Below are 23,810 nucleotides of genomic sequence, written 5' to 3' on the forward strand. Positions count from 1 at the left end.
TCCATGTCGCTGCCGCACGCGATCCTGACGTCGCTGCTGGAAAAGCCGTGCACGGGCGCCGAACTGGCCCGGCGCTTTGACAAGTCGCTGGGCTACTTCTGGCAGGCCACCCACCAGCAGATCTACCGGGAACTGGGAAGGCTTGAAGAGGACGGGCTGATCGTGGCCCGCGGCCGCGCCACTGCGCGCGGCAGCCAGCGGCATTTTGACGTCCGGCCGCGCGGGCGCGCTGAGCTGGAACGGTGGAGCCTGGTGGCAGCGGATCCCCGGCCCGTCCGCGACGCCCTGCTGGTCCGGCTCCGGGCCGCGGCCGTGCTGGGCACCGTGGGCCTGGACGCGGAAATCCTGCGGCACCGGCAGCTGCACCGGGACACCCTCGAGCGGTACCGGACCATCGAGGCCCGCGACTTTCCGGCCGGCGCAACCTTGGACCGTGCCAATGAGCTGCAGCGGGCAGTGTTGCGGGCCGGCATCGCCTTCGAGGAGTCGTGGCTGGCCTGGTGCGCCGAAACGCTGTCCACTGCGTTCCACACAGGTGCCTAAAGAGGCGCCTGGAAAGCGGCCTTTGTCCCGGACCCTGGCGGCAGTCGGTGCTTGCGTCACGTGGTTACATGCCGGGGGCGGGGCTGCCCGTGGCGGTGCCTTCGCCGGTCAGGGTGCCGGTCAGGTAGTGCTGCAGGACCGGTCCGACCAGTGCCACGAGTTCGTCGTGGCCGGCCGAGGCGAGCGGGTCGGCCCGCAGCAGGTACCGGGCCACCATGAGCCCGATCAGCTGGCTCGCCACCAGCGCCCCCCGGCGGTCCAGTTCCTCCCGGCTGCCCGGCAGCCCGGCCAGGGCCCGCGTCAGGATGCGCTTGAAGAGGACCTGCCGGATCAGCGCGCCCTGGGCCTTGGAGGCCGTGGCGCTGCGCAGCAGTGCCAGCAGGGCCGGCTGGGCGGCGGAATCCCACAGCGTGAGGAGTGCGCGCAGCAAGGCTTCGCCCCGTACCTCGGCTGGTGTTTCACTGACCGCGCCCAACACCTGCGCAGGATCCACCGGCAGCTCCACGCAGGCGTTGAACAGCTCCTCCTTGCCGGCGTACCAGTGGTGGACCATCGCCGGGTCCACGCCGGCGTCGCGGGCCACTTCGCGCAGGCTGGTGGCCGCGTAGCCATGCTCGGCGAACAGTTTGCGGGCGCTGCCCAGGACCAGTTCGCGGGAGGTGGTGCGGCCCTGCCGGCGGCCGCGCCGCGGCGAGGTGCGCACCCGGCTACGCCGTCCGGCGACGCAGGGTCAGGGAGGCGAGCAGCAGGCCGGCCACCACAAAGCAGGCCACCACCACCAGGTCCGTGCCCATGGCCGAGGTCGCGCTGGCGTGGCCAGCAATTTCCTGCAGCGCATCGACCGAGTACGTCAGGGGAAGCACGTTGGAGATGGCCTCCAAGACGGAGTTCATCTGGTCCCGGGCCACGAACAGCCCGCACAGCAGGATCTGGGGGATCACCACCACGGGCATGAACTGGACGGCCTGGAACTCCGTGGTGGCGAACGCGGAACAGAGCAGGCCCAGCGCCACGCCCAGCACCGAATTGACGACCGCCACGAGGACGACCCACCCGGCGTTTCCCTGGATGTCCATGCCGAACACCCAATATGCCACGGCCGTGGCCACCACCGACTGCAGGGCCGCCATGAGGGAGAATGCCAGCGCATACCCAAACAGGAGGTCACCTTTGTGGATGGGCGTGGTGAGCAGCCGTTCCAGGGTGCCGGACGTGCGCTCGCGCAGCATGGTGATGGAGGTGACCAGGAACATGACAATGAAAGGGAAGATCGCCAGCATCATCAGCCCCACCCGGTCAAAGGTGCTGGGCACCCCGGGCGGCAGTTGCTCGTTTTGGTACAGCCAATACACCACGGCCAGCAGCACCGAGGGAACCACCAGGATCAGCGCAATGCTGCGGGGATCGCCCTTGAGCTGCTGCAGGACGCGCACATTCGTCGCCCACATCATCCGCCAGTTCATCGTGCCGTTCCCCCTGGTCCCGCCGTGCCCTCGGCCTGGATCAGCCGCAGGAATGCCAATTCCAGGTCGTCGGTGCCGCCGCGCCGGCGAAGCTCGGCAGGTGTGAGCTGGGCCAGCAGCCGGGCGTCGCGCAGCAGCAGCAGCGAATCGCAGTGCCCGGCCTCCTCCATGACGTGGCTGGAGATGACGAGCGTGGTGCCGGCGGCGGCCATGTCGGCAAACTGGGACCAAAGGTCGGCGCGCAGCACGGGGTCCAGGCCCACGGTGGGCTCGTCCAGGAACAGCAGCCGCGGCTTGGAGACCAGTGCACAGGCCAGGGAGACCCGGTTGAACTGGCCGCCCGAGAGGTCGCCGGCCTTCCGCTTAAGGAAGTCTGAGAGCCCGACGGCGGCGACCGCCTCCAGTGCGTCAGCCCGGCTCCGGCTGTGCATGGCGCCGAAATACCGCACGTTGTCCAGGACGCTCAGGTCCCGGTACACGCTCGGCGCCTGGGTGACGTAGCCGACGTCGTGCCTCAAGGTAGGGTCGCCAGCGGGACGTCCCAGCACGCGGACCTCCCCGCCGGTGATCCTTTGCACGCCCACAAGTGCCCGGATCAGCGTGGTCTTGCCACTGCCGGAGGGGCCGAGCAGGCCCGTGATCCGGCCGGCGGGAATCGTGAAGCTCAGGTCCCGCAACACGTCCGTCCTGCCGCGGTGGACCACCAGGTTTTCCACGGTGACGCTGCCGGACCCGCCGGCCGGGCGGCCGGGTGCGCCGGGGCTGGCCGGGACCGGAGGCCGTACCGCGGCGAAGGGGGTTGGCAGTTCTGCCCTGTGTGACACATGACCTCCCGGAACCGGCAATTCACCAGATGATGAATTAAAGCTAACCCCCACGACCGTCCTTGTCCACAGGTCCGGCGACGGAACATCGGGCCCCGGGCGTTGCGCCGGCTGTGTGCCGCCCGACGGCAGGAACCGGTAGATTGGTACTGGCCCGCCAACCCACGGCGGGCGCCCAACTGCTCAAGAAACGGAAAATCCGCGTGGCCCTTCGCCTTTCCACACTCTTCCTTCGCACCCTCCGTGAGGATCCCGTCGACGCCGAGGTGGACAGCCACAAACTGCTCCTGCGCGCCGGCTACATCCGCCGGGCCGCCCCCGGCATCTACACGTGGCTGCCGCTGGGCCTGCGCGTGCTGCGCAAGGTGGAGGCCATCGTGCGCGAGGAGATGGACGCCATCGGTGCCCAGGAGGTCCACTTTCCGGCGCTGCTGCCCAAGGAGCCCTACGAGGTCACCAACCGGTGGGTGGAGTACGGCGACGGCATCTTCCGCCTCAAGGACCGCAAGGGCGCGGACTACCTGCTGGCCCCCACACACGAGGAACTGTTCACGCTGCTGGTCAAGGACCTGTATTCCTCCTACAAGGACCTGCCGCTGTCCATCTACCAGATCCAGGCCAAGTACCGCGACGAGGCCCGTCCCCGCGCCGGCCTGCTCCGCGGGCGCGAGTTCATCATGAAGGACTCCTACTCCTTCGACATTGACGACGCCGGACTGGACGCCAGCTACGTGGCCCACCGCGGCGCGTACCTGCGCATCTTTGAGCGCCTGGGCCTGGAAGTCATCCCCGTCGCCGCCACGGCCGGCGCCATGGGAGGGTCCAAGAGCGAGGAATTCCTGCACCCGTCCGCCATCGGCGAGGACACCTTCGTGCGGTCCGCCGGAGGCTATGCGGCCAACGTTGAGGCCGTCACCACGGTGGTCCCGGAGGACATCGACTTCACCGACGCACCCGCCGCCGTGGTCCGCGACACGCCTGACACGCCCACCATCGACACGCTCGTCGCGGCGGCCAACCACCTGGCACCCAAGGACGACGGCGACTGGACGGCGGCGGACACGCTGAAGAACGTGGTGCTGGCCATCGACCTGCCCACCGGTGAACGGCAGATCGTGGTCATCGGCGTCCCCGGCGACCGGGCCGTGGACCTCAAGCGCATTGAGGCGAACATCGGCGTGCACCTCGCCGTGGGCGGCGAGGTGGGCGTGGAGGCGGCCAACGAGGCGGACTTGAAGAAGCACCCCGGACTTGTCAAGGGCTACATCGGCCCGGGCCTCACACTCGACGGCGCCGTGCTGGGCGCGGAGGCCTCCACCAAGCTGCTGTACCTGGTGGATCCGCGCGTCGTCCCCGGCACGGCGTGGGTTACCGGGGCCAACGAGCCCGGCAGGCACGTCTTCGGCCTGGTCGCCGGGCGCGACTTCGGCTGGGACGGCACCATCGAAGCCGTCGAAGTGCGGGCGGGCGATCCCGCCCCGGACGGCTCCGGCCCCCTGGAAGCCGCCCGCGGCATCGAAATGGGACACATCTTCGCCCTGGGCCGCAAGTACAGCGAGGCCCTGGACCTGAAGGTGTTGGATTCGAACGGGAAACTGGCAGTGGTCACGATGGGTTCCTACGGCATTGGCATCACCCGCGCGGTCGCGGCCCTGGCGGAGTCGAACCACGACGACAAGGGCCTGCTCTGGCCCGTGAACGTGGCACCGGCACACGTCCACGTGGTCGCCGTGGGCCGTGGGGCCGAAATCTTTGAAGCGGCTGAGTCCCTGACCGCCGAGCTGGAAACAGCCGGGCTGGAAGTCATCTACGATGACCGCCCCAAGGTTTCCCCCGGAGTGAAGTTCGGCGACGCCGAGCTTCTGGGCGTCCCCACCATCCTGGCTGTCGGCCGCGGGCTCGTGGACGGCCTCGTCGAAATCAAGGACCGCGCCACCGGCAGCGCCGAAAACGTGCCCGTCGCCGACGCCGTCAAGTACATCCTCGACCACCAATAGTCCGACAGGCCCGGGTCGCCGGGCCTGTTCGTCCGGTGGTCGGGCCTGTCGAGGCCCGGCGGGGCCGTGGTTGACTCCGGCGCAGGCCCGGCATTTTTCCGGCGACTATCCGACACCACGGCCGCGGGCGGCCTTTGGCGCCTCCTTGACGTCGCCTACAAAAAATGCCGGCTCCTGCCCCTGGTGCCCATGTCACCGCCGCCCCGGGCCGCGCAATGCGCGCGGCCCGGGGCGGTCCTGTGGCACGAGGCGGCGAAGCCGCTGTTTTTGAAAGTCCGGCGTAAAGGAGACCGTAAGGCCGCCCGCGGCCGGCGGTCGGATAGCCGGACGTAAAAACAGCGGTCCGCCGCCGGACGCAACCACGGCCACGTACGGTCTCGACAGGCCCGGCCACCGGCCGCCGCCGGCTGGCAGCCCCGATGACAATTGAGAGGGACGCATGATGTCCGGCTTTGAGGATGTGACCACGGCCACGATACTGCTGATCCTGGTGGCCGGGTTTGCCGCCGGCTGGATCGACGCGGTGGTGGGCGGGGGAGGGCTGATCCAATTGCCGGTCATGCTGATGGTCCCGGGCATTACGCCGATACAGGCGCTGGCCACGAACAAGATGGGCTCGATCTTTGGCACCGCCACGAGCTCCGTCACCTACTATCGGCGGGTGAAACCCGACCTGCGCACGGCGCTTCCCATGGCCGCGGTGGCCCTGGCGGGCAGCGTGGGCGGTGCCGTCGTGGCGGCGAGCCTGCCCGGTTCGGTGTTCAAGCCCATCATCGTGGCGGCGCTGGTCGCTGTCCTGCTGTTCACGGCGTTCAAGCCGGGCATGGGCGAGCTGACGGCCCTGCGGCACGCGGGCCGGAAGCACTACATCCTGGCCGGATGCATCGGCGGCGTGATCGGCTTTTATGACGGCCTGATCGGTCCGGGCACAGGATCGTTCCTGGTGATCGCCCTGGTGAGCCTCATGGGCTACGCATTCCTGGAAGCCAGCGCCAAGGCCAAGATCGTCAATCTGGCCACCAATGCCGGGGCGCTGATGTTTTTCCTGCCCCACGGCTCCCTGCTGTGGGGTGTGGGCCTGGTGCTTGGCGCGGCCAACATGGCAGGCGGGTACCTCGGCGCACGCACGGCGGTGAAGCAGGGCAACAAGTTCATCCGGGTCGTGTTCCTGGGCGTGGTGACGGTGCTCATTGTGAAACTGGGCATCGACGTCTGGAACGAAAACGGCGTCGCGGCCTGGGCAGCTGCCGTCCTCGGCAGCTAGTCCAGGGTCTTGAGGTCGTGCGCAGCAGGCAGTCCTGGCAGAGACCTGCCCGCCATCGTGGCCGCCACCCACAGTGAACGCTGGGCATCCCCGCCGTGGTTCCGTGCCTCCATGTACGACAAAGCGTTTTCCACTTCCCGGACCACGGACCACGCTGCCGCCAGGTCCGCGTCCAGACCGGCACCGGCGGCAAGGTCTGAACAACGACGCCGGAGAGCGGCTTCGGCGTTCCGGGGCGGCAGGTCCTGAATACGGTTCCACAGGCACGGGGCCACGGCGAATTCCGCGTCCCCGACCTGCGGCTGCGGGTCGATGGCCAGGTAGCCGCTGCCGTCCAGTGACGCCAGGATGTTCAGATAGTGCAGGTCCGTGTGGACCAGCACGTCCCGCGACTCGCGGCGCGCGACGGCCCCGCGTGTCTGGCATACCTCCAAGGCGGCTTCCAGCAGCCACAGCGGGAACGGCCGGTTGAGGTCGTCCCAGCGGGCGGGAAGTTCGTCGCAGTACCGCTCCGCGGTTGCGGCAATCTGGGGTATCCGGTCCCATCCGGGCCTGTCATCGGGCTCGATCGACAGCTGCCGGACCAGGCCGCCCCAGACGTCCACCGCCTCGGCCAGGGGAACGTCGAACAGTGACGCCCCTGCATCCAGCCGGGCCGTGACCATGGAGCAGGTGGCCGGGTCGTGTTCCAGTATCCGCACCATCCCGTGCCCGTTCCACAGGGACAGGGCGATGGGTTCGAGCACGGCCTCGGCAAAGGGAAACGCGATCTTCAGGGCGGCCGCGGTTCCGTCCCCGAGACGCACCGGCACCACGATCCCCGTGTGCCCGTGCCACGGCTGTGTTCCCGGAGGCAGGTCCACGGTGAGTTGCCACCGCCGCAGCGCCGAGGTGATGAGACCGGGAAGCCCGGCCAGCCAAGCCCGGCCGCCGGGGCTGCGGGCGTGCCGCCGCTTCAGGTCGTCGGGGATGTCAACGGTGGCGGCCATGCAGCCAGCCTACCGTCAACCCACCAGGCCGCTGGCGCCCAGCAGGCTGCCGATTCCAAAGGTGGCGGCCAACGCCAGCGCGCCCCCGAGCACCACCCTGGAGGCGGCCCGCGGCTTGGAGCCGCCTCCGATCGTGGCGCCGATCCAGCCGGTAATGCCGAGCGCCGCCAGGACCACCACAAAGGTCACCGGGACGCGCGCGCCGGCCGGCGGGAGCAGGATGGCCAGCATGGGCAGCACGGCGCCCAGCGTGAACGCGATGGCGGAGGCGAAGGCGGCATGCCAAGGGCTGACGACGTCGTCTTCGGCGAGGTTGAGCTCGGCGGACAGGTGTGCACGCAGGGCATCGTGGTCCGTGAGTTCGCGCGCCACCAGTGCCGCGGTGTCCCGGGAGAGTCCCTTTTCCTCGTAAAGGGTGGCCAGCCCGGCCAGGTTCAGGGAGGGCTGCTGCGCCAGATCCCGGCGCTTTTCCTCAATCATGGAGTGTTGGCTGTCCCGCTGGCTGCTGACGGACACGTACTCGCCCAGGGCCATGGAGATCGCGCCGCCTACCAATGCGGCCATGCCGGCGGTGAGGATGGGGCCGGTGAACGCCGTCGCCCCGGCGACGCCGACCACCACGGCGGCGACGGAGACGATGCCGTCGTTGGCGCCGAGCACGCCGGCACGCAGCCAGTTCAGCCGCTGGGCAATCTCGGCTGTGCGCGGCAGGCGCGGCCGGGTCCCCAAATCATCTGCTCGCTTCATGATTTCAAGCAAACCACCGGCGGAAAGTTGCCGCCAGCAAGGTGAGGATGTCCTCGGTGAGGCATGCCTAGCCTTCAGCCGGCCGATGCGGAGGACGGCACGGTCGGGGCGGCGGTCTGCGAGGTAGTTGCAAGGCCCGGCAGGGCGTCCAGGCCACCGCCCCATTCGCGCTGCAGGCTGGCGGATTCCACCAGTCCGGCCACGGCCAATTCCCGCAGTCCGGTCACACGGGCGGCGGCAGCCGCCGGTTTCGGGGCCGCGTTCGTGGCGGGGGCGGCTGTCGGGGGGCCGGCTGCTGGCGCACTGAGCGCGGCCAGGTCTCCGTAGACCAGGGCAAGCTCGCCTTCCAGCTGCGCCAGTGCTGCCGCCGGCGCTTGCGTGAAGTCCCGGGATAGGGCGAATCCCGGCACCGCCGCCACGGTCGGCAGGCAGCGCCGGGCCAGCCCGTCATTGAGGAGTTCCAGGCTGTTTTCGTGGACGGCGGCCAGTTCCACGGCCCGGCTCAAACCTGGCTCGGCCAGGCGGGAACCGGCCACCTGGTATGCGTAGACGGCCTTTTGCTCGGCCCGGGATGCGGCGGAGAGGGCCGTGTCCACGTTGGCCCCGTCCTGTGGTTCCCGCGTGTTCTTGCAGGTGGCGGGGGCGGCCGGAACCGGCTGCACGGCTGCGGGCAGGTACGTCGACGCGGGGGCTGCCCTGCCCAGGCGGTTGTCCAGGGCGGAGGCGAGCAGCAGCCTGTTCGTGCCGGCGGCGGCAAACGTCCTGCCCAGGGCGGCGTCGGCGGTCAAGGCGTCGGCCAGGAGGGTGCCGGCGCTGCCGCCGAGTGCCTGCGCGAATCCCGCCGTAGTGATGCCCTTGGCGACAGGCGACGTGGCGGCTTCCGGCGCCGCGGCTTCGGGCCCGGCGCCGCCGAGTGCGGCAAGTTGGACCGCCAGGTCGCCGGCGCCTTGGGCCAGCAGTGCCCTGGCTGCGGGGTCCTTTTCGGTGTCGCGGGCCGTGCGGGCCTGCGTCAGCAGCACCGCCGTCTGGGCCCGGGCTGCTTCCCGGTTGACTTCGGTCGCGGACGCACCGGCGTCGGCATCGGTGGCGGGGACCACCGTTCCCAGGCCCAGAACAATGGCGCCAATGAGGAGCAGAAACAACAATCCGCGCAGCCGCGCCCGCACGCGGCCGCGCCGCCTTGAAACCGGGGGAGAAGCTGATGGTGCGAGGGCAGGGGCATTGCTTTCCGCGGCAATCCCGGGAACGACGGCGGCTGCCGGGCTGTCGTCGTCGGCCAGCCGCCTGGCACGCCGGGTCAATGGCCCGGACCCGACTTCGGGCCCGGGGGCCGGCACGCGCTGTGGCGCGGTCCCGGCGTCCGCATCCGGTTCCGCACCGGTCTCGTTGCTTGACTGACTCACAGCGGCAGGCGCGGAAGGTGCGGGTGGCGCCGAAGGCGCGGAAGGTGCGGGTGGCGCCGAAAGGGGGGTGCCGGCGTCGTCCGGGATGCTGGTGGCCGTGTCTTCCGGGGCCGGCCAGCCAGCCGAATCAATGGCGGCCGGGGAACGGACAAGCAGGCCGTCGCCGCCAAACACCAGGAGCGCCGGGGCGCCGGACGCCGTGGCGGGGGCGCCGGCAGGCAGGGACGCGCGCCGGGGGCCTGTCCGCAGCGGCCGGCCCGACTTTCTGGGCGCAGGATTCCCGGAGGGGCCCTTCGCGGGTTCGGCGGGGCAGGCGGAATTGGTCACAACTGACCATGTTCTCATGATGCGGGTGCCCAACGCACGCCGGGGCTGGCCTACACCCCCGCAGGCGCCCGTCCTGCGTTCATACTCACAGTGGAAACGTTCTGCGGCACACCCGGAAACTCGGTAGTCTAGATATCCACAACATCATTTAAGGGAGGCGGTCGTTCTATGGCCAAGCCGGAGAGGTCGAAATCGGCCCGACGCTCGGGGAACGTTCACTCGATCGTCGACCCCGTCGCCGAAGCGCAGAGGCTGACCGCCCTGCTGGCGCCCGTTGTTTCCGCGGCCGGCCTGTACTTGGAGGACGTTTCGGTACAAATGGCCGGTGCCCACCGCACCGTTTCCGTGGTGGTCGACCTGCCCGAAACCGAAACCGGCGGTGTTGGCCTGGACGCCATCGCCGCGGTTTCGAAGTCGCTGTCCGACGCCATGGACGCCGACCCCGACGACGACGCCCCGCCCTACACCCTGGAAATCTCCTCCCCGGGTGCCACTCGTCCCCTGACGGAACCACGGCACTGGCGTCGTGCCCTGGGCCGCATGGTCAAGGTCAACGCCGTCGGCCGGGAAAACCTGGTGGGACGCATCCTGGCCGTGGACGACGACGGCGTCCAGCTGCTGCCGGAACTTCCCGTGAAAAAGGGGATGAAGGCCAAGCAGGGGGAACCTGAAAAAGTGTTGTTTTCAGCGATCCGACGTGGCGTTGTGGAAATAGAGTTTGCTCGCCTGGAAGAGGCCGAGCTTGATTTGGAATTTGAACCGACCGGCGGCGACGCTGTCGACGGAGAGGAAAGCTGACCATGGACATTGATATGAGCGCGTTGCGAATACTGGAGCGCGAACGTGAAATCCCTCTCGATCTGCTGATCCCCACCATCGAGCAGGCACTGCTCATGGCCTACCACAAGACCCCCGGAGCCATCGAGCAGGCCCGCGCCGAGCTGGACCGCAAGAGCGGCCACGTCACCATCTGGGCTGCCGAGCTGGACGAGGACGGGGAGCGGATCGGCGAATTTGACGACACCCCCGCAGGGTTCGGCCGCATCGCCGCCAGCACCGCGCGCCAAATCATCCTCCAGCGCCTGCGCGACGTCGAGGATGACAACGTCTTGGGCGAATTCCGCGGCAAGGAGGGCGAGCTGGTCGCCGGCCAGATCCAGCAGGGCAACAACCCAAACATGATCCAGGTCAACCTGGGCACCGTCGAAGGTGTGTTGCCGCCCAACGAGCAGGTCCCCGGGGAAAGCTACCGGCACGGCAACCGCCTGCGCGCATTCGTTGTGGACGTGCACCGTGGCCTTAAGGGCCCGTCCATCACGCTGTCCCGCTCGCACCCGGGGCTGGTCCGCAAGCTCTTCGAAATGGAAGTCCCGGAGATCGCGGACAACACCGTGGAAATCGTGGCACTGGCCCGCGAGGCAGGGCACCGCACCAAGATGGCCGTCAAGGCCAACAAGGCCGGTGTCAACGCCAAGGGCGCCTGCATCGGCGAAATGGGTTCACGCGTCCGCGCCGTCATGACGGAACTGAACGATGAAAAGATCGACATTGTCGACTTCAACGACGATCCAGCCACTTTCATCGCCAGTTCCCTGTCCCCTTCGAAGGTGATTTCGGTCACCATCGTCGATGCGGCCGCCCGCTCGGCACGTGTGGTGGTCCCTGATTATCAGCTGTCCCTGGCCATCGGCAAGGAGGGGCAGAACGCCCGCCTGGCCGCCAAGCTCACCGGCTGGCGCATCGACATCAGCTCCGACGCCGCCGCTGAATAGGTCGCGGCCCGTCCGCGCGCTAGACTGGTAGGGACCGGGCCCAAGGGCCGTCTGCGACCAAAAAAGTGTTAGGCATCGCGCAGTTGGTAAAGAACGCTGTCAGAGCAGGGGGCCCCGCCCCCGACTTTACCGGAGCTGTACGGACCTGCATTGGCTGCAGGCAGACCGCCGCCCGGGATCAACTGGTACGGCTTGTAAGGACAGCCAGCGGATCCGGTGAACCGGAAGCGCTGGTTGATTTACGACGTCGTATGCCTGGCCGGGGAGCGTGGCTGCACCCCAGCCCGGACTGTTTGCGGTTGGCTGTCAAACGCCATGCCATTGGGCGGGCCCTTCCGGGCATCACCAATGCAGGCGAACTTGTTGACCAGCTTGCAGGCCTGTCAGGAGACGGCATCCAGCCACTACGAACCGACATTGTCCCTTTGTGAAAGCGGGTCAGAAAACCGATGGAAACCCGATGAGTACCCAGCGATGAGTGCCCAAAAATGAGCATCTTTGTGCTCTCTCACGCCGCCCATTCCGACATGGAATGTTGCAGTAAGAATTAAGTGGTTCGTACCTGTCCGGTGCGGACCCGGACAGGAGAAATGTGGCCAAGGCCCGCGTACACGAGCTTGCAAAAGAGCTCGGCATCACCTCAAAAGAAGCAGTGAGCAAACTGCAGGAACTGGGCGAATTCGTTCGCTCGGCATCCTCCACCATTGAGGCCCCCGTCGTGAAGAAGCTTCGCGACGCATTCCCCGTCGCCCCGAAGACGGCGGAGTCCAAACCAGCCCCTGCGGCGCCCGCCCAGACCAAGCCGTCGGGAGCCCCTGCCGCAGCAACCTCGGCGGCACCGGCGGCAGCGCCCGGCCAGAAGGCTGCCGCACCGTCCAAGCCGGCCGGACCCGCCGCCGCTGCCCCCGCGGCGCCTGCCGCACCCGCCGCCCCGGCACCTTCCGCCCCGGCACCTTCCGCCCCGGCACCTTCCGCTCCGGCACCTTCCGCTCCGGCACCTTCCGCTCCGGCACCTGCTGCTTCGGCAGGCCACGCCGCCGCCGGACCGCGCCCGGGCAACAATCCATTCGCCTCCTCGCAGGGCATGCCGCGGTCCGGGCGCCCCGAGCGTGGCGAGAACCGTGACGGCAACCGCGCCCCGCGACCGGCTGGCTCCGGCGGAGGCGCCGGCGGCCCGCGTCCAGGAAACAACCCGTTTGCCACCTCGCAGGGCATGCCCCGTCCGGGTGCCCCGCGCAGCGCCGAGGCAGGCACCGGTGGACCCCGTCCGGGTGGCCCGCGCCCCGGTGCGCCCCGTCCGGGCGCTCCCCGTCCCGCTGGAGCCCCCGGTTCCGGTGGACCCCGTCCGGGTGCACCGCGCCCCGGCGGTGCACGGCCCACCCCGGGCATGATGCCCAACCGCACCGAGCGCCCCGCGGCTCCCGGCCGCGGCAACGACCGTCCCGGCGGCGCCGGGCGCGGCCGTCCCGGCGCGCCCGGCTCCACGCCGGGCGGCGCACCGGGCGGCGCTCCCGCCGGTGGTGGCTTTGGCAAGGGCGGCCGCGGCCGCGGCGGCACCCAGGGCGCCTTCGGCAAGGGCGGCGCGGGCCGTGGCAAGCAGCGCAAGTCGAAGCGTGCCAAGCGCCAGGAACTGGAGCAGATGAGCGCTCCGTCCCTGGGCGGCGTCAGCGTACCCCGTGGCGACGGCAACACCGTGGTGCGCCTGCGTCGCGGTTCCTCCATCACGGACTTTGCCGACAAGATTGAGGCGAACCCGGCGGCACTGGTGACAGTGCTCTTCCACCTGGGTGAAATGGCCACGGCCACCCAGTCCCTGGACGAGGACACCTTCGCCCTGCTGGGCGAGGAGCTGGGCTACAAGGTCCAGGTCGTTTCCCCCGAGGACGAAGAGCGCGAGCTGCTCAGCAGCTTCGACATCGACTTCGAGGCCGAGCTGGAAGCCGAAGGCGACGAGGACCTTGAGGTCCGCCCGCCGGTTGTCACGGTCATGGGCCACGTGGACCACGGTAAGACCCGCCTGCTCGATGCCATCCGCAAGTCGGACGTTGTTGCCGACGAACACGGCGGCATCACCCAGCACATCGGTGCCTACCAGATCGTGCACGATCATGAAGGCATCCCGCGTGAGATCACCTTCATTGACACCCCCGGCCACGAGGCGTTCACCGCCATGCGTGCCCGTGGTGCCAAGGTCACCGACATCGCCATCCTGGTGGTTGCCGCGGACGACGGCGTCATGCCCCAGACCGTTGAGGCCCTCAACCACGCCCAGGCCGCCAATGTGCCGATCGTGGTTGCGGTCAACAAGATCGACAAGGACACGGCGAACCCGGAGAAGATCCGCGGCCAGCTGACCGAGTACGGCCTGGTGCCCGAGGAATACGGTGGCGACACCATGTTCGTGGACGTCTCCGCCCGCAACAACATCAACATCGAGGAACTCCTCGAAGCGGTGTTGCTGACGGCCGACGCAGCCCTGGACATGCGCGCCAACCCGAACAAGGACGCCCGAGGCATCGCCATTGAAGCGAACCTGGACAAGGGCCGCGGTTCCGTGGCCACCGTCCTGGTGCAGTCCGGCACCCTGCATGTCGGGGACACGATCGTCGCGGGCACCGCCCACGGCCGCGTCCGTGCCATGTTCGACGAGAACGGCGACGGCATCACCGAGGCCGGGCCGTCGCGTCCGGTCCAGGTCCTGGGCCTGTCCAACGTGCCACGGGCAGGTGACACGTTCTTCGTCACCGGCGACGAGCGGACAGCCCGCCAGATCGCTGAAAAGCGTGAAGCTGCCGACCGCAACGCCGCACTGGCCAAGCGGCGCAAGCGCATCAGCCTGGAAGACTTCGACCAGGCCGTCGCGGAGGGCAAGGTGGACACGCTCAACCTCATCCTCAAGGGCGACGTCTCCGGTGCCGTGGAGGCCCTGGAAGACTCGCTGCTCAAGATCGACGTCGGCGAAGGCGTGCAGCTGCGCGTCATCCACCGCGGCGTGGGTGCCATCACGCAGAACGACGTCAACCTGGCCACGGTGGACAACGCCATCATCATCGGCTTCAACGTCAAGCCGGCCGAGCGCGTTGCCGAACTGGCCGACCGCGAGGGCGTCGACATGCGCTTCTACTCGGTCATCTACGGCGCCATCGATGACATTGAGCTGGCCCTGAAGGGCATGCTCAAGCCTGAATACGAGGAAGTCCAGCTGGGCACCGCGGAAATCCGCGAAGTGTTCCGTTCCTCCAAGTTCGGCAACATCGCCGGCTCGATCGTCCGCTCCGGCATCATCCGCCGCAACGCGAAGGCACGTGTGCTTCGTGGCGGGAAGGTCGTGGGCGACAAGCTCACCGTTGACTCGCTCAAGCGCTTCAAGGATGACGCCACCGAAGTCCGCACCGACTTCGAATGCGGCATCGGCCTGGGTTCGTTCAACGACCTGCAGGTCGAGGACATCATCGAGACGTTCGAGATGCGCGAGAAGCCGCGCGCCTGACGGCCAAACGCCTCAGCAAAGCCGGCCGGGCGCCCCTCCCGGGCGTCCGGCCGGCTTTGCCTTCCCCCACAAGAATTCGCCGACAAGGAGAACACCATGGCTGATTCAGCCCGCGCTGCCAAACTGGCCCAGCGCATCAAGGTCGTCGTGGCCGAAGGCCTCCGCAGCCGGGTCAAGGACCCGCGCGTCGAAGGCATCACCGTCACCGACGCCCGCGTCACCAACGACCTCCAGCACGCCACCGTCTACTACACGGTCCTTGGCGACGAGACGGCCCAGTCCGACGCCAAGACGGGTCTGGAGCGCGCCAAGGGCGTGCTCCGCGCCGAGGTGGGGAGGAACATCACCGTCCGCCTGACGCCCACCCTTGAGTTCGTGGCGGATGAAATCCCCGTCAACGCCTCCAACCTGGAAGCCCTGCTCCGCGTGGCCAAGGAACGCGACGCCAAGCTGGCCGAACTCTCCGCCAACGCCGAGTTCGCCGGGGACGCGGACCCGTACAAGAAGGACGAAGAGGACCAGGACGCATAGTCCCAAGCACGACGGCGGCCGGTCACCCTTCGCGAAAAGGGCGGCCGGCCGCCGTCGTACTTGGGGGTTGTCTCTCGAGGACGGAGACACTGCTGCCGCCGCTAGCGCAACCGCAGGGTCACCAGGTTTCCGCCGGTCTCAGCCAGCGCCGCAGTGGCTGCCAGGAGTGTGTTGCCGCTGATGGCGACGTCGGACGCCATCATGGCCGGCAGCACCACGGTGGCCTTGCCGTTCTTGATGACGCTGACGCCCGGGCCGAACAGCTCGGCCACGTACACGCGGTTTTGCCCGTCAACGGCGATCCCGGTGGGCCCGGACAGTCCGGAGGCCAGCAGCTGGGTCTTTCCGCTGTGCAAGTTCATCCGGTAGGCCTTGCCGGCCGCGAGATCCATCCCGGGCACGCCCGGCAGAACAGTGTAGTAGAGCCAGCCGCCGCTGAGGGAGACGGCGGTGGGTACCGGTTCGGCAAAGTAGGTGTGCCCCATCATGCAGGCGGGAATGTCGATGCCCATTTCTGCCACGGAGGCCGCAACCGCCGCGTCGATCTTGACCGGCTCGGGTGGAAGCTGCTTGACGAGCCGCACCTTTCCGCTGGTGGAGACGAACGTGATGTTGTTGGCACCTGCGTCACCGACATACACGCCGCCATTGCCCGGAGCCGAAGAGTACGGGTGTGAGAACACCTCGCCGGTGTGCCGGAGCGCGGGAGCCTGGGCCAGGCACGCCGCCGAAACGTCACGGACGCCGTAGACGGTCCTGCCGTCGGGGTTGTGTGCTCCCTCGAACTCGGACAGATCGGCCATTTGCCGCATCTTCCCGCGGCTGTCCATGCTCATGAGGCGGGACGGGAGCAGCACCGAGCCTTCCTCAGCCTCGGGGTCCGTGTCGTTGTTAAAGTAGTAGGTGGTGCCATGGGCGTACGACACCCCGCCGATTTCCTGCCCGGCCTCGCTGACCAGTACGGTCTTGGCTCCCTTGGCCGAAACGGCCGTAAGCTGGGCGCTGAACCCCTCTGCCACCAGATATCCGCCCTTGGCCCCAAAGGCGGCCTTCATCGGCCCGGCAAGTCCGGAGGCCACGGTGACGGCTTCCTTGGGCAGCTGGTGCTTGCCGGGCTTGGCCGGATGGGTGTGCCAGAAAGGCTGGAAGTGCTTGAACGACTGGGTGTGGTGGGTGGTCCCGGTGGACGGCGGATTGCCCGGATGGGCTTGTGCCGGCGCGGCCGTCAGGGCCAGTGCAACGGTGCAGGCGGCCGCAATGGCCGCGAAACTTTTCCTCATGATGTTCCCTTGTGGGAAGGCCCGGTGATGACGGGCGGAGCGATGAAGGGGGACCCGTCCTCCGCAGTCGGTGGCCGTGCGGCAACGGGCCAGACACGCGTGGCCGTTGCCGGCCCGGTGAACTGGATGTTGCCCCAGCATCAACTCTCCACAAGACGCCGTCCGGGCGGGGCCGGACGCGTCGACCCAGCTTATGTGATGAACGTCACAGCGTCAAGCATTTGTTTTCCGGCCGATATACTTCAAAGCGTGCTTTCTGGACTGGTAATCGTTGACAAACCGCAGGGATGGACCAGCCATGACGTGGTTGGCCGGATGCGAAGGCTTGCGGGGACCCGGAAAGTGGGCCACGCCGGCACGCTGGACCCCATGGCCACGGGCGTCCTGGTGGTGGGCGTCAACAAGGCCACCCGGCTGCTGACCTACATCGTCGGCACCACCAAGACGTACGACGCCACGATCCGGCTCGGCGTCTCCACCGTCACGGACGACGCCGAGGGCGAGCCCACCCACACGGCGACGACGGCGGCGGTCACCGACGCCGCCATCCGCGCCGGCATCGCGACGCTGACCGGGCCCATCAGCCAGGTGCCCAGCAGCGTCAGCGCCATCAAGGTCAACGGTGAACGGGCCTACGCCCGCGTGCGGTCAGGGGAGGACGTGCAGCTGGCGGCGCGCCCCGTGACCATCCATTCCTTCGACATACATGCCATCCGCCGCGGAGAGCATGAAAACGGCCCCCAGGCCGGATACATCGACGTGGACGCCACGGTCGAGTGCTCCTCCGGCACCTATATCCGCGCCCTGGCCCGCGACCTCGGCGCCGGGCTGGCCGTGGGCGGCCACCTGACGGCGCTGCGGCGCACCAGCGTGGGCCCGTACTCCATCGCCCAGGCCCGCACGCTGGAACAGCTGGCCGAAAAGCTGGACATCCTCGACATCGCCGACGCCGCCCGCGCGCTCATGCCCGTGCGCGAACTGACGGCGGAAGAGGCCGCGGAGCTCTCCTTCGGCCGCCGCATCCCCGCCAGCCCGGACGGCCTGCACACGGCCGCCAATCCTGCCGCCGCGTTCGCCCCCGACGGCACGCTCACGGCACTGCTGGCCGACGTTGGCAGGCACGCCAAACCCGTCCTGGTCTTCCCCCCGGACCCCGGACCCGGGCTGTCCGGGCCGAAGGAGGCCGCGCAGTGACAGTGGACGGCTGGTTTTACGCAGGCCTGGTGGTGGGCCTGGCCTCAACCATCATGTGCGTCACCGCGGCGGTGATGAAGAAAAAACCCAACGACATCACCCTGCTCTCGCTGGCCGCCGTCGAACTTTTCATCATTGTCTACGCGGCGGCCTCCCTGGTCCGCCTGACCACCGGCGAACACCTGACGGGCGCCGGCTGGGAGTTCTGGGGCTACATGTTCACCGCGGCGGCCCTGCCCGTGGCCGGCTTTTACTGGGCCATGATGGAACGGACGTTTTGGTCGAACTACGTCATGGGGGCGGTGGGCGTGACGGTGGTGGTCATGATGGCCCGCATGGCACAGATTTGGTACGGCCTGGGGCCTGCCGCACAGCACCTGCAACCTGGAATTGGACAATGAAGAACAAAACAAGCAATGCCGGCAACGTCCCGGAAGCACCCGCACCGGGACGGACCACGGGCGCCGGGCGCCTCCTGATCACCGTGTACGGCATTTTCGCCATCTCCGCCAGCGCCCGGGCCGGCTTTCAGATTGCCACCAGCTTCAACGACGCCCCGGTGGCCTACCTCCTCTCAGCCTTCGCGGCCGCAGTGTACATCGTGGCCACCGTCTCCCTGGCCCGCGCAGGCCACAGGTGGGCCGTGACCGCCGCGGTGGCGATCTGCATTGAGCTGGCCGGCGTGCTGGTGGTGGGCCTGCTGAGCGTCTTTGATGCCCGCGCGTTCCCGCATGCCACCGTGTGGAGCCTGTTCGGCCAGGGCTACGGCTACGTGCCGCTGGTGCTGCCGCTGGTGGGCCTCTGGTGGCTCTACCGGCACCGCGCGGCGGCAGCCGCGTGAGCGCACCCGCCATGGAACGTACGACGCCGGCACTGCCGTTGGGCAGCGGCCCGACCTCCCTGCGGCGCTTCACGGCGGCCGACGCTGCCGTCTTTGCCGCCATCCACCACGACGCCCTCAACGTGAAGTGGGCCGGGTCCGACGCCGGGATGACCGTGGAACGCGCGCGCCAGTTGATCGAGGGACCCGTTGCCGAGGGCTGGGACAACGGCTCGCTGCTGCGATTTGCCATTGTTGAACAGCTCGACGCCGGCGCATGCGTCGTCGGCACGCTGAGCCTGCAAAACGTGAACCGCACGCCCGGCGGCGGCGCCGCCTCCGTCGGCATCAAGCTGCTGGCCGCCGGCCGCGGCCGGGGGAGTGGCCGCCGCGCCGTGGAACTGGCCTGTGACCACGCCTTTGGCACGCTGGGGCTCACCGTGCTGCACTGGCACACCACGGCGGGCAACCACGCCAGCCGGGCCTTGGCGGAACGGTGCGGCTTCCGGTTCGTTGCGGAGATCCCTGGCGGCGGGCACGTCGACGGCGCCATCGCCGACGGCTGGGTGCTGGTGCGGGAAGCGGCGAAGGAACTCCAGCTGCAACCCGTGGTGCCCCGCCTGACCGACGGATCCGTGCTGTTGCGGGAACTGCAGGATTCGGATGCCGAACAGCTGGTGGCCAACTGCTCCAACGCCGAGGCCGTCCGCTGGACCACCGTCCCGCTCGGCTACACACCCGCGCACGCCGCGCACTTCATCAACACCATCACCCCCGAGGGCTGGCGCAGTGGGAAGACGCTGACGTTTGCGGTGGCGGATCCCGGCACGGACCGCCTCCTGGGCACCGTCGACCTGCAGTGCAAGCACCCCGGTGCGGCCGCCGTCGGCATCAACTTCGGCGAGCACGCCCGGGGCACCGGCGCGGCGGAGAGCGCTGTGCGGCTGCTGGCGGACTATGCGTTCAACCAGCTCAACCTCAGCTTTCTGCACTGGTCGGCCATGGTGCCGAACTGGGGCAGCCGCAAGCTGGCCTGGAAGCTGGGCTTCACCCTCGAGGGCCAGGTCCGCGGCCAGTTCAACGACCGCGGCACGCCGGCGGACCGGTGGATTCTGACCCTGGCCGCGACCGATCCGGGCAGGCCGCAGTCCCCGTGGGACGGACCGCCCGCCGCCAGGCGGTAACCTTGAAAAGTCTGCCCGCGGGCAGCTTGCCGGCACGCCACAAGCAAGAGGATACGTAGTGCACATTTGGAACTCACTGGAGCAGGTTCCGCAGGGATTGGGTCCCAGCGTGGTTGCGCTGGGGAACTTTGACGGGCTGCACCGCGGACACCAGCAGGTGCTGGGCCAGGTGAAGGCGGAGGCCGTGCGCCGCGGCGGGCTGGCCGTGGCCTTGACCTTCCACCCGCACCCGGCGCTGGTGCACCGCCCGCAGTCCGCTCCGCCGCAGATCATGGGACTGGCGGACAAGCTGGCCGCCATGGAGCAGCAGGGCATGGACGGCGTGCTGGTGGCACCCTACACACTGGAGTTCGCCCGGCAGACTCCGGAGGAATTCGTCCGCAACGTCTTCGTCGACACCCTCGGGGCCTGCGCCGTGGTGGTGGGCCACGACGTCCGCTTCGGCCGGGACAACGCCGGCGACCTGGCAACCATGGTGGCGCTCGGACGCGAACTAGGGTTCGACGTCGTGCCTGTCGATGACGAAGGGCACGACCGCCGATGGTCCTCCACCTGGGTGCGGGAGGCGCTGGCCAAGGGGGACGTGGACACGGCCGCGGAGGTTCTGGGCCGCCCGCACAGCATGAGCGGGGAGGTGGTGCACGGGGCGGCGCGCGGGCGCGCCCTGGGCTTCCCGACGGCGAACCTCTCCCCGGACGCGTGCGGCATCATCCCGGCCGACGGCGTCTACGCCGGCTGGCTCAGGGACGAGCACGGCCACCGCTGGCGGGCCGCGATTTCGGTGGGCTCAAACCCCACTTTCGTGGGCGTCAGCCGGCAGGTGGAGGCCTTTGTCATTGGCCGTCCGGAAGAGCCCGTCGAGGCGTTTGACCTGTACGGCCAACGGGTGGTGGTGGAGTTTGTCCGGCGGCTGCGCGGCATGGTGGCCTACACCGGCCCCGAGGCGCTGATCGAGCAGATGCACCACGACGTGGAGCAGAGCCTGGAAATTCTGCAGGCCTGACGGGCCTTCCGCCGCACGGCCACTTCGACTTAACGCCTGCTTCTGCCGTAAACTAGGGGATTGGGTCCGGCTGCAGTCCGTGGTGGCTGGATTCTGCTGTGTTTGACGGGACTCCCGGCGCACGGTGACACCACGTTCACGGCACATCTCAAGGAGTTATTTGTGGCACTTGAAGCCGCTTTGAAGCAAGAAATCATGCAGGCATTTGCAACCAGCGAAGGTGACACTGGTTCGCCTGAGGTCCAGATCGCGATGCTCTCACGACGCATTTCCGACCTGACCGAACACCTGAAGATGCACAAGCACGACCACCACACCCGCCGTGGCCTCATGGGCCTGGTCGGCCGCCGTCGTCGCCTGCTCGGCTACCTGAAGGACACCGACATCACGCGCTACCGTACGCTCATCGAGCGCCTCGGCCTGCGCCGCTAGCATGGTGTGAAAGGCGGCCTTCCCCGTGCTGCGGGGAAGGCCGCCTTCACAGTATTGACGCGAGCCGGCACACATCCGCGTGCCGGAGCGCAGCTTGACCCACGGAACCTCACCGTCCGCCGCGCATTCGCGGTCCTCGGTAGTGGTCTCCGGGAACGGCCCCGCGGGGCGCCCGTGGACCTCGATCGAAGACCGGGTGTTGTACAGGTACCCACAGCATGATCCGGTGGGCCGCCTCGGCAGGCGGAGCGAGACTTTCTGCGGTGCGAGTGTTTATGAACACCTACAAGGAAATGGAGGTGACTCTCCATGGAGGGTCCCGAGATTCAGTACGCAGAGGCCGTCATTGACAACGGCCGTTATGGCAAGCGCGTGGTCCGCTTTGAGACCGGCCGCCTTGCCCAGCAGGCAGCGGGCTCCGCGATGGTCTACATCGACGAAGACACCGTCATGCTTTCAGCCACCACGGCCGGCAAGCACCCGCGTGAAGGCTTTGACTTTTTCCCGCTGACCGTCGATGTGGAAGAGCGCATGTACGCCGCCGGCCGCATCCCGGGCAGCTTCTTCCGCCGTGAAGGCCGCCCGTCCACGGACGCCATCCTGGCCTGCCGCCTCATGGACCGCCCGCTGCGCCCCGCCTTCAAGAAGGGCCTGCGCAACGAGGTCCAGATCGTCGTCACCATCCTGGCGATCAACCCGGACGTGCTCTACGACGTCGTGGCCATCAACGCCTCGTCGATGTCCACCCAGCTGTCGGGCCTGCCGTTCTCCGGCCCCATCGGCGGCGTCCGCGTGGCCCTGGTCGACGACGGCAACGGCGCCCAGTGGGTCGCCTTCCCCAAGCACTCCGAGCTGGAAAACGCCGTGTTCAACATGGTGGTGGCCGGCCGCGTCGCCGGTGACGATGTAGCCATCATGATGGTGGAAGCCGAAGCCACTGACAACTCCTGGAACCTCATCAAGGAACAGGGCCACCAGGCCCCCACCGAAGAGGTTGTGGCCGAGGGCCTCGAGGCCGCCAAGCCGTTCATCAAGGCCCTCTGCGACGCCCAGGCCGACCTGGCGGCACGCGCCGCCAAGCCCACCGTCGAGTTCCCGGTTTTCCTGGACTACGAAGAGGACGCCTACGCCGCCGTCGAGGGCGCAGCCTCCGACAAGCTGGCCAAGGTGTTCTCCATTGCCGACAAGCAGGAGCGCGACGCCGCTTCCGACGCCTTGAAGGACGAGACCGTTGCGGCCCTGGCCGGCGACTTCGAAGGCCGCGAAAAGGAGCTGTCCGCGGCTTTCCGTTCCGTGACCAAGCAGGTCATCCGCCAGCGCATCCTGACCGAGCAGGTCCGCATCGACGGGCGCGGCCTGACGGACATTCGCCAGCTCACCGCCGAGGTCGAGGTCCTGCCGCGCGTGCACGGCTCCGCCATCTTCGAACGCGGCGAGACCCAGATCATGGGTGTCACCACGCTGAACATGCTCAAGATGGAACAGCAGATCGACTCCCTGTCGCCGGTGACGCGCAAGCGCTACATGCACAACTACAACTTCCCGCCGTACTCCACCGGTGAAACCGGCCGCGTGGGCTCGCCCAAGCGCCGCGAAATCGGGCACGGCGCCCTGGCCGAGCGGGCGCTCGTGCCCGTACTGCCCTCGCGTGAGGAATTCCCCTACGCGATCCGCCAGGTCTCCGAGGCCCTTGGCTCCAACGGCTCCACCTCCATGGGTTCCGTGTGTGCATCGACGCTGTCGCTGCTCAACGCCGGTGTGCCCCTGAAGGCACCGGTTGCCGGCATCGCCATGGGCCTGGTCTCCGACCAGGTGGACGGTCAGACCCGCTACGCGGCCCTGACCGACATCCTTGGCGCGGAAGATGCCTTCGGCGACATGGACTTCAAGGTTGCGGGCACGTCGGAGTTCGTCACGGCCATCCAGCTGGACACGAAGCTCGACGGCATCCCGGCCTCCGTTTTGGCAGCGGCACTGAAGCAGGCCCGCGAGGCGCGCCTGCACATCCTGAGCGTCTTGAACGCCGCCATCGACGTCCCGGACGAGCTCTCCGAGTTCGCGCCCCGCGTCATCGCGGTCAAGATCCCCGTTGACAAGATCGGCGAGGTCATCGGGCCGAAGGGCAAGATGATCAACCAGATCCAGGAAGACACCGGCGCCGACATCTCCATTGAAGATGACGGCACGGTTTACATCGGTGCAACGAACGGCCCCTCAGCGGACGCCGCCCGTTCAGCGATCAACGCCATCGCGAACCCGCAGGTTCCGGAAATCGGTGAGCGTTACCTGGGAACCGTTGTCAAGACCACCACGTTCGGCGCGTTCATTTCGCTCACGCCGGGCAAGGATGGCCTGCTGCACATCTCCGAGCTGCGCAAGCTCTCAGGTGGCAAGCGCGTTGACAACGTTGACGACGTTGTGTCCGTCGGTCAGAAGATCCAGGTGGAGATCACCAAGATCGACGACCGCGGCAAGCTGTCCCTTTCCCCGGTTGTCGCCGAGGAAGAGCACGCCGAAGAAGCAGTTTCCGAAGGCGTTGCTGAATAA

Annotated in this window: 22 protein-coding genes; 15 read left to right on the forward strand and 7 right to left on the reverse strand. The window is 68.2% G+C overall.

Annotated features, from left to right (window positions below):
• Positions 1–3: 3 nt before the first annotated feature.
• Complete coding sequence (locus DMB86_RS08260) at positions 4–543, forward strand: PadR family transcriptional regulator (RefSeq protein WP_113717351.1); 540 nt, start codon at positions 4–6, stop codon at positions 541–543.
• 64 nt (positions 544–607) lie between these two features.
• Here DMB86_RS08260 and DMB86_RS08265 read toward each other — a convergent pair whose 3' ends face one another.
• From DMB86_RS08265 to DMB86_RS08275, 3 genes are read right to left on the reverse strand one after another with little or no spacing between them, the layout of a single operon-like run.
• Positions 608–1,246 carry a TetR/AcrR family transcriptional regulator gene (locus DMB86_RS08265; protein WP_113717352.1) on the reverse strand — a complete coding sequence of 213 codons (639 nt, stop codon included), beginning with the start codon at positions 1,244–1,246 and terminating at the stop codon, positions 608–610.
• Between the two features lie 4 nt (positions 1,247–1,250).
• The gene (locus DMB86_RS08270; RefSeq protein ID WP_113717353.1) at positions 1,251–1,994 is read right to left on the reverse strand and encodes an ABC transporter permease; all 744 of its coding nucleotides are present in this window, start codon (positions 1,992–1,994) and stop codon (positions 1,251–1,253) included.
• A gap of 8 nt (positions 1,995–2,002) precedes the next feature.
• Entirely contained in the window at positions 2,003–2,722 is a 720-nt protein-coding gene (locus DMB86_RS08275) for an ABC transporter ATP-binding protein (protein ID WP_113719423.1), read from the reverse strand.
• 311 nt (positions 2,723–3,033) lie between these two features.
• On the opposite strand from DMB86_RS08275, the gene DMB86_RS08280 reads away from it, so the two are divergent.
• Complete coding sequence (locus DMB86_RS08280; protein ID WP_113719424.1) at positions 3,034–4,827, forward strand: proline--tRNA ligase; 1,794 nt, start codon at positions 3,034–3,036, stop codon at positions 4,825–4,827.
• 439 nt (positions 4,828–5,266) lie between these two features.
• Positions 5,267–6,091, forward strand: a complete 825-nt coding sequence (locus DMB86_RS08285) for a sulfite exporter TauE/SafE family protein (protein ID WP_113717354.1) — start codon at positions 5,267–5,269, stop codon at positions 6,089–6,091.
• Here DMB86_RS08285 and DMB86_RS08290 read toward each other — a convergent pair.
• The 3 genes from DMB86_RS08290 to DMB86_RS08300 all read right to left on the reverse strand — a co-directional run bounded on the left by DMB86_RS08290 (position 6,088) and on the right by DMB86_RS08300 (position 9,557).
• Positions 6,088–7,080: an aminoglycoside phosphotransferase family protein gene (locus tag DMB86_RS08290; protein WP_113717355.1), complete on the reverse strand. Its 993-nt coding sequence runs from the start codon at positions 7,078–7,080 to the stop codon at positions 6,088–6,090. The two genes, DMB86_RS08285 and DMB86_RS08290, sit on opposite strands and share 4 nt — an antisense overlap.
• 15 nt (positions 7,081–7,095) lie before the next feature.
• Positions 7,096–7,827 carry a VIT1/CCC1 transporter family protein gene (locus DMB86_RS08295; protein ID WP_113717356.1) on the reverse strand — a complete coding sequence of 244 codons (732 nt, stop codon included), beginning with the start codon at positions 7,825–7,827 and terminating at the stop codon, positions 7,096–7,098.
• 74 nt (positions 7,828–7,901) lie between these two features.
• Positions 7,902–9,557 carry a DUF4439 domain-containing protein gene (locus tag DMB86_RS08300; RefSeq protein WP_113717357.1) on the reverse strand — a complete coding sequence of 552 codons (1,656 nt, stop codon included), beginning with the start codon at positions 9,555–9,557 and terminating at the stop codon, positions 7,902–7,904.
• A 168-nt stretch (positions 9,558–9,725) separates the two neighbouring features.
• On the opposite strand from DMB86_RS08300, the gene rimP reads away from it, so the two are divergent.
• The 5 genes from rimP (at position 9,726) to rbfA (ending at position 15,350) form a co-directional block, all read left to right on the forward strand.
• A complete protein-coding gene (gene rimP, locus DMB86_RS08305; protein WP_113717358.1) occupies positions 9,726–10,355 on the forward strand; it encodes a ribosome maturation factor RimP in 630 nt (209 codons plus the stop codon).
• Positions 10,356–10,357: 2 nt separating this feature from the next.
• Entirely contained in the window at positions 10,358–11,329 is a 972-nt protein-coding gene (gene nusA, locus DMB86_RS08310) for a transcription termination factor NusA (protein WP_113717359.1), read from the forward strand.
• 65 nt (positions 11,330–11,394) lie between these two features.
• A complete protein-coding gene (locus DMB86_RS08315; RefSeq protein WP_113717360.1) occupies positions 11,395–11,760 on the forward strand; it encodes a YlxR family protein in 366 nt (121 codons plus the stop codon).
• A 161-nt stretch (positions 11,761–11,921) separates the two neighbouring features.
• Positions 11,922–14,819, forward strand: a complete 2,898-nt coding sequence (infB, locus tag DMB86_RS08320; protein ID WP_113717361.1) for a translation initiation factor IF-2 — start codon at positions 11,922–11,924, stop codon at positions 14,817–14,819.
• 96 nt (positions 14,820–14,915) lie between these two features.
• On the forward strand, positions 14,916–15,350 hold the full coding sequence (rbfA, locus tag DMB86_RS08325; RefSeq protein ID WP_113717362.1) for a 30S ribosome-binding factor RbfA: 435 nt from the start codon (positions 14,916–14,918) through the stop codon (positions 15,348–15,350).
• Between the two features lie 101 nt (positions 15,351–15,451).
• On the opposite strand, the gene DMB86_RS08330 is transcribed toward rbfA, so the two are convergent.
• Positions 15,452–16,630 carry a ScyD/ScyE family protein gene (locus DMB86_RS08330; protein WP_171814424.1) on the reverse strand — a complete coding sequence of 393 codons (1,179 nt, stop codon included), beginning with the start codon at positions 16,628–16,630 and terminating at the stop codon, positions 15,452–15,454.
• Positions 16,631–16,879: 249 nt separating this feature from the next.
• On the opposite strand from DMB86_RS08330, the gene truB reads away from it, so the two are divergent.
• The 7 genes from truB (at position 16,880) to DMB86_RS08365 (ending at position 23,810) form a co-directional block, all read left to right on the forward strand.
• The gene (gene truB / locus DMB86_RS08335; RefSeq protein ID WP_227878671.1) at positions 16,880–17,824 is read left to right on the forward strand and encodes a tRNA pseudouridine(55) synthase TruB; all 945 of its coding nucleotides are present in this window, start codon (positions 16,880–16,882) and stop codon (positions 17,822–17,824) included.
• Positions 17,821–18,225 carry a hypothetical protein gene (locus DMB86_RS08340; protein ID WP_418202310.1) on the forward strand — a complete coding sequence of 135 codons (405 nt, stop codon included), beginning with the start codon at positions 17,821–17,823 and terminating at the stop codon, positions 18,223–18,225. Before truB ends, DMB86_RS08340 begins: the two co-directional genes overlap by 4 nt.
• The gene (locus DMB86_RS08345) at positions 18,222–18,665 is read left to right on the forward strand and encodes a hypothetical protein (protein ID WP_113717365.1); all 444 of its coding nucleotides are present in this window, start codon (positions 18,222–18,224) and stop codon (positions 18,663–18,665) included. The genes DMB86_RS08340 and DMB86_RS08345 overlap by 4 nt, the downstream gene beginning before the upstream one ends.
• Complete coding sequence (locus tag DMB86_RS08350) at positions 18,662–19,828, forward strand: GNAT family N-acetyltransferase (protein WP_113717366.1); 1,167 nt, start codon at positions 18,662–18,664, stop codon at positions 19,826–19,828. The genes DMB86_RS08345 and DMB86_RS08350 overlap by 4 nt, the downstream gene beginning before the upstream one ends.
• A gap of 58 nt (positions 19,829–19,886) precedes the next feature.
• Positions 19,887–20,831: a bifunctional riboflavin kinase/FAD synthetase gene (locus DMB86_RS08355; RefSeq protein WP_113717367.1), complete on the forward strand. Its 945-nt coding sequence runs from the start codon at positions 19,887–19,889 to the stop codon at positions 20,829–20,831.
• A 162-nt stretch (positions 20,832–20,993) separates the two neighbouring features.
• The gene (gene rpsO / locus DMB86_RS08360; RefSeq protein ID WP_113719426.1) at positions 20,994–21,263 is read left to right on the forward strand and encodes a 30S ribosomal protein S15; all 270 of its coding nucleotides are present in this window, start codon (positions 20,994–20,996) and stop codon (positions 21,261–21,263) included.
• Between the two features lie 309 nt (positions 21,264–21,572).
• Positions 21,573–23,810: a polyribonucleotide nucleotidyltransferase gene (locus tag DMB86_RS08365; protein ID WP_113717368.1), complete on the forward strand. Its 2,238-nt coding sequence runs from the start codon at positions 21,573–21,575 to the stop codon at positions 23,808–23,810.

Origin of the sequence: Arthrobacter dokdonellae, from assembly GCF_003268655.1 — a bacterium.
Taxonomy (GTDB): domain Bacteria; phylum Actinomycetota; class Actinomycetes; order Actinomycetales; family Micrococcaceae; genus Specibacter; species Specibacter dokdonellae.